Raw genomic sequence first — 16479 nt, 5'->3', positions numbered from 1 at the left:
CGTCCAGTATCCTGAATCCTCGGTCGCACATAGGTCCGCGATCTCGGCTGCCCGTTTCGTCCACGGAACGGAGACGGTTCGTCCCCGGACCGTAGACGGCCCTCCCTTCGCAGGACGACACCCATGATTTCGAAAGCAGGAAAAGCCCTGAACGGCCACCTCGACCACCGCAATCCTCTCGTGTTCGATACGCACGAGCTGGGTCGGCGTCCCGGTGCCCTGAAGCGGCTGACCCGCACGGTGGACGCACCCGGTTCACCGGTCCTGGGCATCGACGGCGTCATCGGCGTGCCGGAAGGCGCACCCGTGGAGCTGGACCTCCGCCTCGAATCGGTCATGGAAGGGGTGCTTGTCACAGGCACCGCCCGTGCAACCGCCGAGGGGGAGTGCGTAAGGTGTCTGGAGCCGCTGACCGTAGAGGTCGACGCGGATTTCCAGGAGATGTTCTCGTACCCTGACGCCGATGACCGGGGCCGCAGCAGTGCGGCGGAACCGGCCGACGACGCCGAGGACGACGAGGACAGGTTCTTCCTCGAGGACGGCTTGTTCGACCTCGAGTCAATGCTGCGTGACGCGGTAGTGCTCGCACTGCCCATGCAGCCGGTGTGCAAGGAGACCTGCGCCGGTCTGTGTTCCGAATGCGGAATCAGGCTGGACGAGAATCCGGACCACCACCACGACGCCCTCGACATTCGTTGGGCGGCACTGCAAGGACTCGCCGATACCGTTCAGGCCGGCGAGAAGGACAACATGGGCGGCGCCGAACCGGGCGTCGACGAGAAGCAGGAGAAGTAGCCGTGGCTGTTCCGAAGCGGAAGATGTCGCGCAGCAACACGCGCCACCGCCGGTCGCAGTGGAAGGCTGCGGTCCCCACTCTGGTTTCGTGCGAGCGTTGCCAGGAGCCCAAGCTCCAGCACATTGCGTGCCCGAGCTGCGGCACCTACAACAAGCGCCAGGTCCTCGAGGTCTGAGCGGCTGGTGAGAGGCCCGATGTCTGAGTTGTCCAGCGCCAAGAAGCAGGCAGACAACGTCAACACAGCCTCGTCCCACACGCTTCTGGAAGGGCGGCTCGGGTATCACCTCGAGTCCGCCCTTCTGGTGCGTGCGCTGACCCACCGTTCGTACGCATACGAGAACGGCGGTCTGCCCACCAACGAGCGGCTCGAATTCCTCGGGGATTCGGTGCTCGGCCTGGTGGTCACGGACACGCTGTACCGCACCCACCCCGACCTGCCCGAAGGCCAGCTGGCCAAGTTGCGGGCCGCGGTGGTCAACTCGCGTGCACTTGCGGAAGTGGGCCGCGGCCTCGAACTCGGCTCCTTCATCCGGCTCGGCCGCGGTGAAGAGGGCACGGGGGGCCGGGACAAGGCTTCCATCCTCGCCGACACACTGGAAGCAGTGATCGGTGCGGTCTATCTCGACCAGGGCCTCAGCGCGGCCGCGGAGCTGGTCCACCGGCTCTTCGACCCGCTGATCGACAGGTCCTCGAACCTCGGTGCCGGCCTGGACTGGAAGACCAGCCTCCAGGAGCTCACCGCGAGCGAGAGCCTCGGAGTCCCCGAGTACCTCGTCACGGAGACCGGTCCGGATCACGAGAAGACCTTCACTGCTGCCGCTCGCGTCGGTGGTGTCTCGTACGGCACCGGCACCGGCCGTAGCAAGAAGGAAGCGGAGCAGCAGGCGGCGGAGTCCGCCTGGCGTGAGATCAGCGCCGCCGCGGAGGCACGGCTGGCCGCGGAGAAGTCCGCGGCCGACGGAGGGGTCGCCGACACCCCTGCCGATCCGTTGCCGAACACGGACGCCGCTCCGGCCTGAAGCGAAAAGGGAACCCCTCGGTGCCATGCGGCACCGGGGGGTTCTCCCTGTCCCGGGGGAGCGGGTTCTCCGAAGAACCGCTCCCGTACTACCGTCGTCATGTCTGGAGTACCGCACATCGTGCCTGAGCTGCCCGAGGTCGAAGTCGTCCGCCGAGGCCTTGAACGCTGGGTCAGCGGCCGCACCGTCAGCGAGGTCGAGGTCCTGCACCCGCGTGCGGTCCGCCGGCACCTCGCGGGCGGCGTCGACTTCGCCGCCCGGCTGCGCGGAGTCCGCTTCGGGGCGGCGATGCGCCGCGGCAAGTACCTCTGGGTGCCGATCGACGACGCCTCCGCCTCACTGCTGGGACACCTCGGCATGAGCGGACAGCTGCTGGTGCGGCCGACGGACGCGCCCGACGAGAAGCACTTGCGGATCCGGATGCGGTTCGACGACGTGCTCGGCACCGAGCTGCGCTTCGTCGACCAGCGCACCTTCGGTGGGCTCTCGCTGCACGACAACACCCCCGACGGCCTGCCGGACACCATCGCGCACATCGCCCGGGACCCCCTCGACCCGCTCTTCGACGACGCCGCGTTCCATGCCGCGCTGCGGCTGCGCCGTACGACGGTCAAGCGCGCCCTGCTCGACCAGTCGCTGATCAGCGGGGTCGGCAACATCTACGCGGACGAGGCGCTCTGGCGCGCCAGGCTGCACTACGACCGGCCGACCGCGACCCTGACCCGTCCCAGGTCCGCCGAGCTGCTCGGCCACGCCCGCGACGTCATGAACGCGGCACTCGCCCAGGGCGGCACCAGCTTCGACAGCCTGTACGTCAACGTGAACGGCGAGTCCGGCTACTTCGACCGGTCGCTCGACGCGTACGGCCGGGAGGGCGAGCCGTGCCACCGGTGCTCCACCCCGATGCGCCGCCGCGCCTGGATGAACCGCTCCAGCTACTACTGCCCGCGCTGTCAGCGTCCGCCGCGCGCCTCGTCGTAACGCGTACGGGCGGCCAGCACGTCGTCCATTCGCCCTTCGACGAACCGGATCAGCCCGAGGAGCTTCTCCGTGACCTCGCGGCCGAAGGGGGTGAGCTCGTAGTCCACCCGGGGCGGGTTGACCGGCTGGGCCTCCCGCAGGACGAGCCCGTCGCGCTCCAACGCGTGGAGGGTCTGGGAGAGCATCTTCTCGCTGACCCCGTCGACCCGGCGGCGCAGCTCGTTGAACCGGAGGCTTCCCTCGTGGAGTGCGCCGAGTGTCAGGCTGCCCCAGCGTCCGGTGGCGTGCTCCAGCGTGGAGCGCGAGGGGCACTCCCGGGAGAAGACGTCAAACGCGAGACGGTCCGTATCACTGGCCATGACAGAAGCTTACTCCCGTACAGCGCTCACCCCGAGGGAGCGCTGTACGGGAGCAAGTAGAGGGGGAGGCGGACTGTGGAGGTGGGTCAGAAGCCGAAGTTCTGGACCCACCAGGGGCCGCCGGATCCCTCGTGGACGCCGATGCCGATGGTCTTGTAGTCGCAGTTGAGCATGTTCGCCCGGTGGCCTTCGCTGTTCATCCAGCCTTCCATCACGGCCTGGGCGTCGGCCTGGCCGCGGGCGATGTTCTCCGCGCCGAGCCCCTGCACACCGGCCTGTGCGGCCCGGTCCCAAGGAGTGTCGCCGTCCGGGTCCGTGTGGTCGAAGAAGCCACGGGCCGCCATGTCCTCGCTGAAGTTCTGGGCGAGCGAGGTCAGTGGGGCGCTGGTGGACAGCGGGGAGCAGCCGGCCTTCGCGCGCTCCTGGTTCACCAGCGCCAGCACCTCGGTGCGCGCGGAGGCGTCGGTGGGGGAGGGGCTCGGCTTCTTGCTGGGCGGCGGGGCGGAGGAGGTCTTCGGCGGGGCCGGGGCCTTGCTCGCCGGGGCGCTGCTCTTCTCCGGGGCCTTCGGGGCGGCGGGCGCCTTCGCCTTGTCGGACGGGGTGGCCGCCGGCTTCTTCGACGTGGCGGGGGCGGCCGACTTCGACGGCGTCTTCGAGGGCGAGGCCGAGGGCGTCTTGGACGGTGTCTTCGACGGAGCCTCGCCCGGCGCCTCCGGGCGCTCGGAGCCCCGGCTGGTCGGGGAGGCGGACCGGTCGGCCGGCGCGGTGGAGCTGCCGCCCTGTGTCAGCAGGTCCGGAGCGCCGCCGCTGCGCACCTGGTCGGCGGCGGTGGTGTTGCCGGAGGTGTAGGTGTCGCCGCCGGGAAGCAGACCCGAGGCGACGGCGACCGCGCCGACGGCCACGGCCGCGGAGACGCCGAGGAGTCCGGTGCGGATCGGCACGGCGGACTTCTTGCGGCGCGTGCCCCGGCGCCGCGAGGCGCCCCCGGTCGCGGGTTCTTCAGCGGCGGGGCCTGCGGCGGATCGTCGATGGCGTCCCATGCGCTGTGCCTTCCTGGTACTCCGGACGCCCGTGCGACGTCGACTCGACTGCCCCGTTGATCGAATTCGGTGGCACGTGGAGTGAATGTCGCCGCTCGATCGACTTTCCGGTCGATACCCGACACCCATCCGATGCTCACCCGATCGAGTGAGGCTGTTCCGACGGGACTGTAGCCCATGGCCGAAAGAGGGCGACGTGCTTCACGAGCAATTGGCCGGTTAGCGTTCGGGCATGAACGAAGAAGCGCGCCTCGTCGTCTGGGTACGCGGCCGAGTACAGCAAGTAGGCTTCCGCTGGTTCACCAGGGCAAATGCTTTGGAGATCGGCGGTCTCATCGGGTTCGCCCTCAATCTGGACGATGGCAGGGTGCAGATCGTGGCCGAAGGGCCGCGTGAGAATTGCCACCGTCTGCTGGACTGGCTGCGGTCCGACGACACACCCGGGCGCGTGGACGGAGTCACTGAGATCTGGGACACCCCGCGCGGTGGATACGACGGATTCGCCATCCGCTGATCCCGCCCCGCGCGGGGCCTTCGGATCCGCTCGGTGAACGTCGCGCGCCGAACGGTCACCGGAACGCCCATGTGGCGCCCGCACCCGAAATGACCTGCGACGGGACCCGGCGGCGGCCGATGGTTGCCAGATGCGGGATGTCGTGCAAGGCTGCGGCATTGACGAAGATCCGCACACCCCTCGGGGTCCCGCAGGAGAGTCGCGCCGCATGATCGTCCGGCGGCGCACCCCCGGACGCCCGGGTACACAGGGTGTGATCGTGTTGACCGTCAAACTTTTTGGTGAGACGCTGAAAACCCCGCGCACCTTAGCTGTTCGGTAGAGCTGATTAGCAGCAGAACCGCAGTGGTGAAAGAGCCCTGCCGAGCACCGCGGGTGCGATCCCCAGACGACCCACACCGCATCGGTCGGTCACTCATTGTGGAGGACCATCCATCATGGCAAAGGCGCTTCTCGGTTACGTCGGCGGTTCCGACCCGCGACTCCTCGCCGAGATGCGACGGCTCCAGCAGCGCGTCCAGGACCTGGAATCCGAGCTCAACCGGATCCAGGACGAGAACGACGCGCTCAACGCCGCCGCCCAGCACCAAGAGTCGCTGCTCGACAGCATCGACATCGACGTACCCCAGGGCGAGCCTGCGCTGACCTGACCACCCTGGCCCCTCGGGCCGGTCGGGCCGGGCACGCTCAGTAGCCTCGGAACATCTCTGATTCGTCTCGCGTCACGGATCGCCGTCCCCGAACACCGGGGTCCCCGCACTGCCGGGGACGTCGTTGTCCGGTCGTTCTGCGGTGCACCGCGCGGGACCGGCAGCTGGCTTCACGCAGACACCAGCAAGATTCACAGGGACGCCTCGGCGTCCCTTTTTCTTTGCCCGACCCCCACCCCGGACGTACCGGCCTTCGCTTACCGTCTGATGTGCCCTGCACCTTCATCAGCGAAACCGAGAGTGAAAGGTAGAGTCCGGCGGCGTGCACCTCAAGGCCCTGACCCTGCGTGGTTTCAAATCGTTCGCGTCCGCCACCACCCTGCGGTTCGAACCGGGGATCACCTGCGTCGTCGGTCCCAATGGATCCGGTAAATCCAATGTGGTGGACGCGCTCTCCTGGGTCATGGGGGAACAGGGCGCCAAATCCCTGCGCGGCGGCAAGATGGAAGACGTGATCTTCGCCGGGACGACCGGGCGGCCCCCGCTCGGCCGCGCCGAAGTGTCGCTGACCATCGACAATTCCGACGGTGCATTGCCCATCGAGTACGCCGAAGTGACGATCACCCGGATCATGTTCCGCAATGGCGGCAGCGAATACCAGATCAATGGCGACACCTGCCGGCTGCTCGACATCCAGGAACTCCTCTCCGACTCCGGCATCGGCCGCGAGATGCACGTCATCGTCGGGCAGGGCCAGTTGGACTCCGTGCTGCACGCCGACCCGATGGGCCGCCGGGCCTTCATCGAGGAGGCCGCGGGCGTCCTGAAGCACCGCAAGCGCAAAGAGAAGGCGCTGCGGAAGCTGGACGCGATGGGCGCCAACCTGGCCCGGGTCCAGGACCTCACCGACGAACTGCGCCGCCAGCTCAAGCCGCTCGGCCGACAGGCCGCCGTCGCCCGCCGGGCCGCCGTCATCCAGGCCGACCTGCGCGACGCCCGGCTCAGGCTCCTCGCGGACGACCTGGTGACCCTGCGGGACGCGCTGCGCGACGAGATCGCCGACGAGGCTGAGCTGAAGAAGCGCAAGGACGCGGCCGAGGCCGAGCTGAGGACGGCGCTCGCGCGGGAGGCCGAGCTGGAGGGCGAGGTACGCCGGCTCGCGCCCCGGCTCCAGCGCGCGCAGCAGACCTGGTACGAGCTGTCGCAGCTGGCCGAGCGGGTCCGCGGCACGATCTCGCTGGCCGACGCCCGGGTCCGCAGCGCCTCCGAGGCGCCCCCCGAGGAGCGCCGGGGCCGCGACCCCGAGGACCTGGAGCGCGAGGCCGCCCGGATCCGCGAGCAGGAGGCGGAGCTGACGGCGGCCCTGGAAGCGGCCGAACACGCGCTGGAGGACACCGTCGCCCACCGCGCCGACCTGGAACGCGAGCTGGCCGCCGAGGAGCGCCGGCTCAAGGACGCGGCCCGCGCCATCGCGGACCGGCGCGAAGGGCTCGCCCGGCTGAACGGCCAGGTCAACGCGGCCCGCGGCCGGGCCGGTTCGGCACAGGCCGAGATCGACCGGCTCGCCGCCTCGCGCGACGAGGCGCAGGAGCGCGCGGCGAGCGCCCAGGAGGAGTACGAGCAGCTCAAGGCCGAGGTCGAGGGGCTGGACGGGGCCGACGAGGAGCTGACCGGCCGCCATGAGGAGGCCGAGCAGGCCCTCGCGGAGGCCCGGGCCGCCCACAGCACGGCGCGCGACGAGGCGACCGCCGCCGAGCGCAGGCGGGCGGCGGTCGCGGCGCGGCACGAGGCGTTGGCCCTGGGGCTGCGCCGCAAGGACGGTACGGGCGCGCTGCTCGGGGCCCGGGACCGGCCGGCCGGACTCCTCGGCCCGGCCGCCGAACTGCTGACCATCGAGCCCGGTTACGAGATCGCGGTCGCCGCCGCGCTCGGCACGGCGGCGGACGCCGTGGCCGTCACGGACCCGGCCACGGCCGCCGACGCGATCCGGCTGCTGCGCGAACGGGACGCGGGGCGCGCGGCGATGCTGCTGGGCGCGGACAGTGTTGGCAGCGCGGACAGCGTGGATGGTGCGGGCCCCGCAAACAGTGCGGGCAGTGTTGGCAGTGTTGGCAGTGCGGGCCCTGCGGACAGCGTTCCCGCCGCACCCCGTCACGTACCGGAGCAGGCACCCGTACGGGAGGCCTCGGAGAAGACCGCCTCCGCCGTGCTGCCCGCGCAGGGGGGCGTGGAACCCGGGTCGGCGGCGCGGAGCGGCACCGACGCCGCGGCACACCCGGCGGGCCGTGCCGGGACGGCCACCGTCCTCGCCGCGCCCGCCGTCGCCGACCTGGTGCGCGGGCCCACGGCGCTGCTCGGGGCCGTACGCAGCCTCGTACAGGACATGGTGGTCGTCGGGACGCTGGAGGAGGCCGAGGAACTGGTGGCCGCGCACCCCGGGACCACCGCGGTGACCGCTGAAGGCGACGTGCTCTCCGTCCACTTCGCCCACGGCGGGTCGGCCGGGGCGCCCAGCCTTCTGGAGGTGCAGGCCTCCGTCGACGAGGCCGCCGCCGAGCTGGCCGACCTCGCCGTGCGGTGCGAGGAGCTCGCCGAGGCCCAGCGCCTGGCGGGGGAGCGGCGCACGGAGCGGACCGCGCTCGTCGAGGAGCTGGCGGAGCGCCGCCGGGCGGCCGAGCGGGAGAAGTCCGGCTTCGCCCAGCAGCTCGGGCGGCTCGCCGGGCAGGCCCGGGGCGCGGCCGGCGAGGCGGAGCGCATGACCGCGTCCGCAGCCCGCGCCCAGGAGGCCCTGGAGCGGGCGACGGAGGAGGCCGAGGAGCTGGCCGAACGGCTGCTGGTCGCCGAGGAGGCCCCGGCCGAGGAGGAGCCCGACACGTCGCGGCGGGACCGGCTCGCCGCCGACGGGGCCAATGCCCGCCAGACCGAGATGGAGGCCCGGCTCCAGGCCCGTACCCACGAGGAGCGGGTCAGGGCGCTGGCCGGCCGCGCCGATGCGCTGGACCGGGCCGCCCGCGTCGAACGGGAGGCGCGCACCCGTGCCGAACAGCGCCGGGCCCGGCTGCGGTACGAGGCCGAGGTCGCCTCCGCCGTGGCCTATGGCGCCCGTCAGCTGCTGGCACACGTCGAGGTGTCCCTCGTACGGGCCGACCAGGAGCGGACGGCGGCCGAGGCGGCGAAGGGCGAGCGGGAGCGTGAGCTGGCCGTCGAGCGCGACCGGGGCCGGGGGCTGAAGGGCGAGCTGGACAAGCTCACCGACTCGGTCCACCGGGGCGAGGTGCTGGGCGCGGAGAAGCGGCTGCGGATCGAACAGCTGGAGGCCAAGGCCCTGGAGGAGCTGGGTGTGGAGCCCGCCGGGCTGGTCTCCGAGTACGGGCCGGACCAGCTCGTGCCCCCGTCGCCCGCCGCCGAGGGCGAGGAGCTGCCGGAGGACCCGGAGCATCCCCGTAACCGGCCGAAGGCGTATCTGCGGCCCGAGCAGGAGAAGCGGCTGCGGTCGGCCGAACGGGCGTACCAGCAACTCGGGAAGGTGAATCCGCTCGCCCTGGAGGAGTTCTCGGCGCTGGAGGAACGGCACAAGTTCCTCTCCGAACAGCTTGAAGACCTGAAGAAGACCCGGGCCGATCTGCTCCAGGTGATCAAGGAGGTCGACGAGCGGGTCGAGCAGGTCTTCACGGAGGCCTACCGGGACACCGCCCGCGAGTTCGAGGGGGTCTTCTCACGGCTCTTCCCCGGCGGCGAGGGGCGGCTCGTCCTGACCGACCCGGGGAACATGCTCGCCACCGGGGTGGACGTCGAGGCGCGTCCGCCGGGCAAGAAGGTGAAGCGGCTCTCCCTGCTGTCGGGCGGCGAACGGTCCCTGACGGCGGTGGCGCTGCTGGTCGCGATCTTCAAGGCCCGGCCCAGCCCGTTCTATGTGATGGACGAGGTCGAGGCCGCGCTCGACGACACCAACCTGCAACGGCTGATCCGGATCATGGCGGAGCTCCAGGAGAGCTCCCAGCTCATCGTGATCACCCACCAGAAGCGGACGATGGAGGTCGCCGACGCGCTGTACGGCGTGTCCATGCAGGGCGACGGGGTCTCGAAGGTCATCAGCCAACGGCTGCGCTGACTTTTTACCGAATCATCAGAAGTCCAACGCACCTTTCGCGCACTCCTGGGTACACGCGGATCGAGATCGGATCGACCCGCTGTTTGACTTCGCTTCTTGAACGCATAACCTCTGCAAAGTTGATTACGCCTTCAAGTGGTGGCGGGCCGAATGTTGTGCCCCACTGGGAAGGCTCATCCCCCACGTCTGACTTGCGGCCAGGCATCAGGAGTTCACGTGACCAGCACTGCGAACGGACCCGAGTCCGGGGCCCGGGCGGCCCATCCGGACCACCTCGGCCATGTCATCTTCATCACCGCCGCCGCGGCGATGGGAGGCTTCCTCTTCGGCTACGACAGCTCCGTCATCAACGGGGCCGTCGAGGCGATCCGCGACCGGTACGACATCGGCTCCGGCACGCTCGCCCAGGTCATCGCCATCGCACTGATCGGCTGTGCGATCGGCGCCGCCACCGCCGGCCGGATCGCGGACCGGATCGGCCGCATCCGCTGCATGCAGATCGCCTCGGTGCTCTTCACGGCCAGCGCGATCGGCTCGGCGCTGCCGTTCGCGCTCTGGGACCTGGCGATGTGGCGCATCATCGGCGGCTTCGCCATCGGCATGGCCTCCGTGATCGGCCCGGCCTACATCGCCGAGGTCTCCCCGCCGGCCTACCGCGGACGGCTCGGCTCCTTCCAGCAGGCCGCGATCGTCATCGGCATCGCCATCTCCCAGCTGGTGAACTACGCCGTCCTCCAGATCGCCGACGGCGACCAGCGCGGCGAGATCCTCGGCCTGGAGGCCTGGCAGTGGATGCTCGGCGTGATGGTCGTCCCGGCCATCCTGTACGGGCTGCTCTCCTTCGCCATCCCCGAGTCCCCGCGCTTCCTCATCTCCGTCGGCAAGAAGGCCGAAGCCCGCAAGATCCTCGAAGAGGTCGAGGGGAAGAACATCGACCTCGACGCCCGGGTGGCCGAGATCGAGACCGCCATGCACCGCGAGCACAAGTCCTCCTTCAAGGACCTGCTCGGCAACCGCTTCTTCTTCCTGCCCATCGTCTGGGTCGGCATCGGCCTGTCGATGTTCCAGCAGCTCGTCGGCATCAACGTCGCGTTCTACTACTCGGCGACGCTGTGGCAGTCCGTCGGCATCGACCCGACCGACTCGTTCTTCTACTCGTTCACCACGTCGATCATCAACATCATCGGCACGGTGATCGCGATGGTGCTGGTCGACCGGGTGGGCCGCAGGCCGCTCGCCCTCGTCGGCTCGGTCGGCATGGCCGTCGCGCTCGCGGTCGAGGCGTGGGCGTTCTCCGCGGACCTGGTCGACGGCAAACTCCCCGAGACCCAGGGCATCGTGGCCCTGATCGCCGCCCACGTCTTCGTGCTCTTCTTCGCCCTGTCGTGGGGTGTCGTCGTCTGGGTCTTCCTGGGTGAGATGTTCCCGAACCGGCTGCGCGCGGCCGCCCTCGGCGTCGCCGTCTTCGCGCAGTGGATCGCCAACTGGGCGATCACCGCCAGCTTCCCGAGCCTCTCGGAGTGGAACCTCTCGGGGACATACATCATCTACGCCTGCTTCGCCGTGCTCTCGATCCCCTTCGTGCTGAAATTCGTGAAGGAGACCAAGGGCAAGGCGTTGGAAGAGATGGGCTAGGGGCGTCCCGCTGCCCCTCTCCTCGCACCGCGCGGCCCCGGCTCACCGAGCCGGGGCCGCCGGCTTTTCCAGGGCTTCGCAGAACAGCCGCAGGCTGCGCCATCCCTCCTCCACCGGCATCCCGCCGCACAGCGGGTGCAGCACCAGGCTCTCCGCCTCCAGGGCCTTCAGCTCGTCCGGCGTGACGATGCGGTACACCCCCTCCTCGCGCAGCTCCGCCACCGTCGTCGCCGCCGAGCGGACGGCCGAGCGGATGTCCTCGGACTGCCAGGAGGCGTAGGTGCGCGCCTCGTGCAGCAGGTGCTCGCCGTGCTCCGCCCACGTACGGTCCGGGTCCTCGGACACGTGCAGCAGCGGCGTGCGCTCCGCGGGCATCATGCAGAAGCCCTCCGTCCCGTGGACCGCGCGCCGCTCGTGGTAGTACGCCTCCAGCTCCGGCAGATGCGCGCTCGGGAACAGCGGCAGTCCCAGCCGGGCCGCCCGCCGCGCCGCCGCCCGTGAGCTGCCGCCGACCAGCAGCATCGGGTGCGGGCGTGTGTACGGGCGTGGGGTGACGCGTACCGTACGGCCCCGGTACGAGAACGGCTCCCCGGTCCACGCCGCCAGCAGCGTCTCCAGCAGCTCGTCCTGGAGCCTGCCGCGCCGCCCCCACTCGACCCCGGCCCGCTCGTACTCCTCGGGGCGGTAGCCGATCCCCGCGACCGTCACCAGCCGGCCCGCGCTCAGCAGGTCCAGCACCGCGATGTCCTCCGCGAGACGCAACGGGTCGTGCAGCGGACCGATGATCGCCGAGACGGTCACCGCGATCCGGCGGGTGGCGCCGAAGACCGCCCCGGCGAAGGTGAACGGGGAGGGCAGCCAGGAGTTCGCCACCCCGTGGTGCTCCTCGGTCTGCACCGTGTCGACGCCGTGCTCGTCCGCGTACGCCGCCATCTCCAGGGCGGCGCGATAGCGGGCCGAGAGCGATACGGGTGCGGCTTCCGGATCGACGAGATTGAACCGGACCACTGTGAAGGCCATCGGAGGCGTCCCTTCGCCGAGGCGGGCAGTCGAGCAGTCGGGCAGGCAAGCAGGGGGATATCTGGTGGGCGGCGGCACCGTAGCTGACGTAGCGTCAGAAGGGTAGGGGGTGGCGTCCGCATTACCGCCAAAAGGTGCATATGGCCCCGATGGATCGCCGGGGGGCCAGCAGGGGCCGCGCCCGCGGCACGGCCGTGGCCGATACTGGACGGGTTATGGAACTCGTCGAAATCGTCATCCTCGCTGTAGTCATCGCCCTGGTCGCTGTCGGCCTGGTCGGCGGGCTCGTGGTCGGCAGCCGCAAGAAGAAGCTGCCGCCCCCGCCGCCGAGCGCGCCGACCATCACTCCTCCCGCCGAACCGCAGGTCGGCGAGGAGGCCGAGACGCCGCGCGACGAAGCGCGGCGCACCATCGACGAAGTCGGTCTCCCGGACGCCACCGCCCCCGCGGAGGAGGCCCCGGTCGCCGAGGCCCCCGCGCCGCCCGCGCTGGAGGTCCCCGAACCCACCGCCGGCCGGCTCGTCCGCCTGCGGGCCCGGCTCGCCCGCTCGCAGAACTCGCTGGGCAAGGGGCTCCTCACCCTGCTCTCCCGCGACAACCTCGACGAGGACACCTGGGAGGAGATCGAGGACACCCTCCTCACCGCCGACGTCGGCGTCGCCCCCACCCAGGAACTGGTCGAGCGGCTCCGTGAGCGCGTCCGGGTGCTCGGCACCCGCACCCCCGAGGACCTGCGCACCCTGCTCCGCGAAGAGCTGATCACGCTGCTCGGCCCGGACTTCGACCGCGAGGTCAGGACCGAGGGCGGCGCCGAGACCCCCGGCGTCGTCATGGTCGTCGGTGTCAACGGCACCGGCAAGACCACCACCACCGGCAAGCTGGCCCGGGTGCTCGTCGCCGACGGCCGCAGCGTGGTGCTCGGCGCGGCCGACACTTTCCGCGCCGCCGCCGCCGACCAGCTCCAGACCTGGGGCGAGCGGGTCGGCGCGCGCACGGTCCGCGGGCCCGAGGGCGGCGACCCGGCGTCGATCGCCTACGACGCGGTCAAGGAAGGCATCGCCGAGGGCGCGGACGTCGTCCTCATCGACACCGCGGGGCGGCTGCACACCAAGACCGGCCTCATGGACGAGCTGGGCAAGGTCAAGCGCGTCGTGGAGAAGCACGGCCCGCTGGACGAGATTCTGCTCGTCCTCGACGCCACCACCGGGCAGAACGGCCTCGTCCAGGCCCGGGTGTTCGCGGAGGTCGTCAACATCACCGGCATCGTCCTCACCAAGCTCGACGGCACCGCCAAGGGCGGCATCGTCATCGCGGTCCAGCGCGAGCTGGGCGTACCGGTGAAGCTGATCGGCCTCGGTGAGGGGGCGGACGACCTCGCCCCGTTCGAGCCGGGCGCCTTCGTGGACGCCCTGATCGGCGACTGACCCCACCTCGCATCCGAACGGCGGACGGGCGGCGGCTCCGGTGAGGAGCCCGCCGCCCGTCCGCCGTTTCCGTGCCCGCCGCGAGCGGCTACGAGCGGTGGCAGACGTACGCCAGTGTCCCCAGCAGCAGCCGCGCCTGCGGGGGAGCGGCCGCCGTGTCGAGCAGCGGGGGCCGCAGCCAGCGGACCGGGCCGAGGCCGCCGAGGTCGGAGGGCGGGGCGGTGATGTGCGACCCCGGGCCGAGGGCGCGCAGATCGAGGGCCGCGTCGTCCCAGCCCATCCGGTAGAGCAGCTCGGGCAGCTCGGCGGCGGCCCCGGGGGCGACGAAAAACTGCGCCCGCCCGGTCGGCGTCACCGCGACCGGTCCCGACGGCAGCCCCATCCGCTCCATCCGTACCAGGGCGCGTCGCCCGGCCCCCTCCGCGACCTCCAGGACGTCGAAGGCGCGGCCCACGGGCAGCAGCATCGCCGCTCCCGGCGTCTCGGCCCAGGCGTCCGACGCGCGGTCCAGGCCGGTGCCCGCGGGGACCTCCCGGGCGAAGTCCAGCGGGTGGGCTCCCGGGGCCGGGCAGGCCGACTCGCCGCACGAGCAGGAGCCGGCCCCGGCCCGTGCTCCGGGAGTCACCGCCCAGCCCCACAGCCCTGTGTACTCGGCCACGGCCGTGCCCTCGGTGCCGCGGTGGCGTCGCCGCGCACCGGACCGCATCTCCCGGATGCCGCCGATCGTGAAGCCCATGCCGCCTCCAACGGGTCCGGCTCGTCGGTGGTTACGACCCGCGTTGCTCGGGTAACCCTCCGTCGCTGAAACTCGATCGAGTGGCGTGCGCTGTAGTGCGAAAAGGAGTGCGCCACGGAGTGCGCGCCCCCGAGTGGATCCGTCCGCTCGCCCTCGGTCCTGGTGGCCCAAGTCAAGCGCGCCCGGCGGCAGTCGGGTTCATTCGAAGGGGTGGCGAATGGTGGCGTTTCTTCAATCCCCCTCGCGGGAGGGGTGATCGTAGGATTACCGTCGGTACACGAACCCTGGGAGTATGTGCACCCACGGGTATGCCGCGGGCAACTCGATTTCCTGTTCGATCATGTCGGTGACGTCGATGGGGATGAGTTTCAACTCCCGTACGGGCAGCACCGATGCACGGCATTCTGATAATGGTTCGCGCGATGAGGTTTCGGCGGGATGGGGGCGTTCCAGTGAGTGGCAGCGGCGCAGGCGACACGGATGCCGGGAAGCGCCCCAACGGGCAGTTGGGGTCGTGGTTCGTGCGCAGTGGCTGGTCCAAGGGCGAGCTGGCCCGTCAGGTGAACCGGCGGGCGCGGCAGATGGGCGCCCTCCACATCAGCACCGACACCTCCCGGGTGCGGCGCTGGCTCGACGGGGAGCAGCCCCGCGAGCCGATCCCGCGCATCCTCTCCGAGCTGTTCTCGGAGCGCTTCGGCACCGTCGTCGCCATCGAACAGCTCGGTCTGCGCACCGCCCACCAGTCACCCTCGGTGGCCGGAGTCGACCTGCCCTGGGCCGGCCCCCAGACCGTCGCCCTGCTCAGCGAGTTCTCCCGCAGCGACCTGATGCTCGCCCGGCGCGGCTTCCTCGGCAGCTCGCTGGCGCTGGCCGCGGGGCCCGCCCTCATCGAGCCGATGCAGCGCTGGCTGGTGCCCGTCCCCGCCCAGAGCCCCGGCGAGCCGGAGTCCCCGGCCGCCGCCCACCGCCCCTCCCGGCTCTCCCGGCCCGAGCTGGACCTGCTGGAGTCGACCACCGCGATGTTCCGGCAGTGGGACGCCCAGTGCGGCGGCGGACTGCGCCGCAAGGCCGTCGTCGGGCAGCTGCACGAGGTCACCGACCTGCTCCAGGAGCCCCAGCCCGGGCCCACCGCCCAGCGCCTCTTCCGCTGCGCCGCCGAACTGGCCGAGCTGGCGGGCTGGATGAGTTACGACGTCGGCCTCCAGCCCACCGCCCAGAAGTACTTCGTGCTCGCCCTGCACGCCGCCAAGGAAGCCGGGGACAAGCCGCTCGGCAGTTACATCCTGTCCAGCATGAGCCGCCAGATGATCCACCTGGGCCGCCCCGACGACGCCCTGGAGCTGATCCACCTCGCGCAGTACGGCAGCCGCGACTGCGCCACCTCCCGTACGCAGGCGATGCTGTATGCGATGGAGGCCCGCGCCTACGCCAACATGGGCCAGCCCAGCAAGTGCAAGCGGGCCGTCCGGATGGCCGAGGACACCTTCCTGGACGCGGGTCTCGACGGCGAACCGGAGCCCGACTGGATCCGCTTCTTCTCCGAGGCGGAGCTGAACGGGGAGAACGCCCACTCCTACCGTGACCTCGCCTATGTCGCCGGCCGCAGCCCCACGTACGCCTCGCTCGCCCAGCCCGTCATGGACAAGGCCGTGGAGCTGTTCGGCGAGGACGACGAGCACCAGCGCTCGTACGCGCTCAACCTCATCGGCATGGCCACCGTCCATCTCCTCCAGCGCGAGCCCGAGCAGTCCACCGTGCTCGCCGCCCGCGCCCTGAAGATCGCCAAGAAGGTCCGCTCCGAGCGGGTGAACACCCGCCTGCGCAAGACCGTCGACACCGCTGCCAGGGACTTCGGCGACGTCGCCGACGTCGCCCGGCTCACCGAGCTGCTCCACGAACAGCTGCCGGAGACCGCCGAAGCGGTCTGACCGGTACCCCTCGGCCCCGGCCGCGGCGCCCCTCCCGTACAGCCCGACTCGGCTCCCCCATCGCCTGGTCACACGGAGGGGCCGCCGTGGCCGGTTTCGTGCATTCCGGCTCCCGGACGTTTCAACCGCACCGTATGCGGCGTGCGCCGCCGGCCAGGCAGTGCACCGGACGCGCCACCCCGGCTTCATACCGCCGTAACACGCGCTCCCTCTTCGTCACGCTCGCGAAACACCGTGCGGCATCCCCGGAAACGGCGCTCGGCCAA

At 71.0% G+C, this 16479-nt stretch carries 14 protein-coding genes; 10 read left to right on the top strand and 4 right to left on the bottom strand.

Features of this window, described 5'->3' with window-relative positions:
- Positions 1-123 precede the first annotated feature (123 nt).
- From N7925_RS08480 to mutM, 4 genes are all read left to right on the top strand, one after another.
- The gene (locus N7925_RS08480; RefSeq protein ID WP_265599074.1) at positions 124-795 is read left to right on the top strand and encodes a YceD family protein; all 672 of its coding nucleotides are present in this window, start codon (positions 124-126) and stop codon (positions 793-795) included.
- A gap of 2 nt (positions 796-797) precedes the next feature.
- Complete coding sequence (rpmF, locus tag N7925_RS08475) at positions 798-971, top strand: 50S ribosomal protein L32 (protein ID WP_003965982.1); 174 nt, start codon at positions 798-800, stop codon at positions 969-971.
- A 19-nt stretch (positions 972-990) separates the two neighbouring features.
- Entirely contained in the window at positions 991-1815 is an 825-nt protein-coding gene (rnc, locus tag N7925_RS08470) for a ribonuclease III (RefSeq protein ID WP_274343514.1), read from the top strand.
- Between the two features lie 120 nt (positions 1816-1935).
- Positions 1936-2796: a bifunctional DNA-formamidopyrimidine glycosylase/DNA-(apurinic or apyrimidinic site) lyase gene (mutM, locus tag N7925_RS08465; RefSeq protein ID WP_274346423.1), complete on the top strand. Its 861-nt coding sequence runs from the start codon at positions 1936-1938 to the stop codon at positions 2794-2796.
- Here mutM and N7925_RS08460 read toward each other — a convergent pair.
- Complete coding sequence (locus N7925_RS08460) at positions 2769-3155, bottom strand: winged helix-turn-helix transcriptional regulator (RefSeq protein ID WP_265599071.1); 387 nt, start codon at positions 3153-3155, stop codon at positions 2769-2771. The genes mutM and N7925_RS08460 overlap by 28 nt on opposite strands.
- Before the next feature lie 86 nt (positions 3156-3241).
- Positions 3242-4195, bottom strand: coding sequence for a CAP domain-containing protein (locus N7925_RS08455; protein WP_274343513.1), 954 nt, complete (start codon positions 4193-4195; stop codon positions 3242-3244).
- 232 nt (positions 4196-4427) lie between these two features.
- Here N7925_RS08455 and N7925_RS08450 point away from each other — a divergent pair, with 232 nt between their 5' ends.
- From N7925_RS08450 to N7925_RS08435, 4 genes are all read left to right on the top strand, one after another.
- A complete protein-coding gene (locus N7925_RS08450; protein ID WP_026291025.1) occupies positions 4428-4709 on the top strand; it encodes an acylphosphatase in 282 nt (93 codons plus the stop codon).
- Positions 4710-5146: 437 nt separating this feature from the next.
- Positions 5147-5359, top strand: coding sequence for a hypothetical protein (locus tag N7925_RS08445; protein WP_003965973.1), 213 nt, complete (start codon positions 5147-5149; stop codon positions 5357-5359).
- A 322-nt stretch (positions 5360-5681) separates the two neighbouring features.
- On the top strand, positions 5682-9470 hold the full coding sequence (locus N7925_RS08440; RefSeq protein WP_274343512.1) for an AAA family ATPase: 3789 nt from the start codon (positions 5682-5684) through the stop codon (positions 9468-9470).
- A 216-nt stretch (positions 9471-9686) separates the two neighbouring features.
- Positions 9687-11105, top strand: coding sequence for a sugar porter family MFS transporter (locus N7925_RS08435; RefSeq protein ID WP_265599068.1), 1419 nt, complete (start codon positions 9687-9689; stop codon positions 11103-11105).
- Between the two features lie 42 nt (positions 11106-11147).
- Here N7925_RS08435 and N7925_RS08430 read toward each other — a convergent pair whose 3' ends face one another.
- Positions 11148-12125, bottom strand: a complete 978-nt coding sequence (locus N7925_RS08430; protein ID WP_274343511.1) for an LLM class flavin-dependent oxidoreductase — start codon at positions 12123-12125, stop codon at positions 11148-11150.
- Positions 12126-12340: 215 nt separating this feature from the next.
- Here N7925_RS08430 and ftsY point away from each other — a divergent pair, with 215 nt between their 5' ends.
- Positions 12341-13549 (top strand): signal recognition particle-docking protein FtsY, encoded by a 1209-nt coding sequence (gene ftsY, locus N7925_RS08425; protein WP_265599066.1) that lies wholly within the window; start codon positions 12341-12343, stop codon positions 13547-13549.
- Between the two features lie 88 nt (positions 13550-13637).
- Here the strand turns inward: ftsY and N7925_RS08420 are convergent, their stop codons facing one another.
- Positions 13638-14285, bottom strand: a complete 648-nt coding sequence (locus N7925_RS08420; protein ID WP_265599065.1) for a bifunctional DNA primase/polymerase — start codon at positions 14283-14285, stop codon at positions 13638-13640.
- Between the two features lie 452 nt (positions 14286-14737).
- Here N7925_RS08420 and nsdA point away from each other — a divergent pair, with 452 nt between their 5' ends.
- Positions 14738-16213: a transcriptional repressor NsdA gene (gene nsdA / locus N7925_RS08415; RefSeq protein WP_265599064.1), complete on the top strand. Its 1476-nt coding sequence runs from the start codon at positions 14738-14740 to the stop codon at positions 16211-16213.
- Positions 16214-16479 lie beyond the last annotated feature (266 nt).

This window comes from Streptomyces sp. CA-278952, from assembly GCF_028747205.1.
In the GTDB taxonomy this organism is placed as follows: domain Bacteria; phylum Actinomycetota; class Actinomycetes; order Streptomycetales; family Streptomycetaceae; genus Streptomyces.
This window is presented reverse-complemented; position numbering and strand designations above follow the sequence as displayed.

What these genes read in the sequence shown, in the direction of transcription:
- N7925_RS08480 (WP_265599074.1), top strand. Translation starts at nt 124, where the DNA reads ATGATTTCGAAAGCAGGAAAAGCCCTGAACGGCCACCTCGACCACCGC.
- rnc (WP_274343514.1), top strand. Translation starts at nt 991, where the DNA reads ATGTCTGAGTTGTCCAGCGCCAAGAAGCAGGCAGACAACGTCAACACA.
- N7925_RS08460 (WP_265599071.1), bottom strand. Translation starts at nt 3,155, where the DNA reads ATGGCCAGTGATACGGACCGTCTCGCGTTTGACGTCTTCTCCCGGGAG.
- N7925_RS08455 (WP_274343513.1), bottom strand. Translation starts at nt 4,195, where the DNA reads ATGGGACGCCATCGACGATCCGCCGCAGGCCCCGCCGCTGAAGAACCC.
- N7925_RS08450 (WP_026291025.1), top strand. Translation starts at nt 4,428, where the DNA reads ATGAACGAAGAAGCGCGCCTCGTCGTCTGGGTACGCGGCCGAGTACAG.
- N7925_RS08445 (WP_003965973.1), top strand. Translation starts at nt 5,147, where the DNA reads ATGGCAAAGGCGCTTCTCGGTTACGTCGGCGGTTCCGACCCGCGACTC.
- N7925_RS08430 (WP_274343511.1), bottom strand. Translation starts at nt 12,125, where the DNA reads ATGGCCTTCACAGTGGTCCGGTTCAATCTCGTCGATCCGGAAGCCGCA.
- ftsY (WP_265599066.1), top strand. Translation starts at nt 12,341, where the DNA reads ATGGAACTCGTCGAAATCGTCATCCTCGCTGTAGTCATCGCCCTGGTC.
- N7925_RS08420 (WP_265599065.1), bottom strand. Translation starts at nt 14,285, where the DNA reads ATGGGCTTCACGATCGGCGGCATCCGGGAGATGCGGTCCGGTGCGCGG.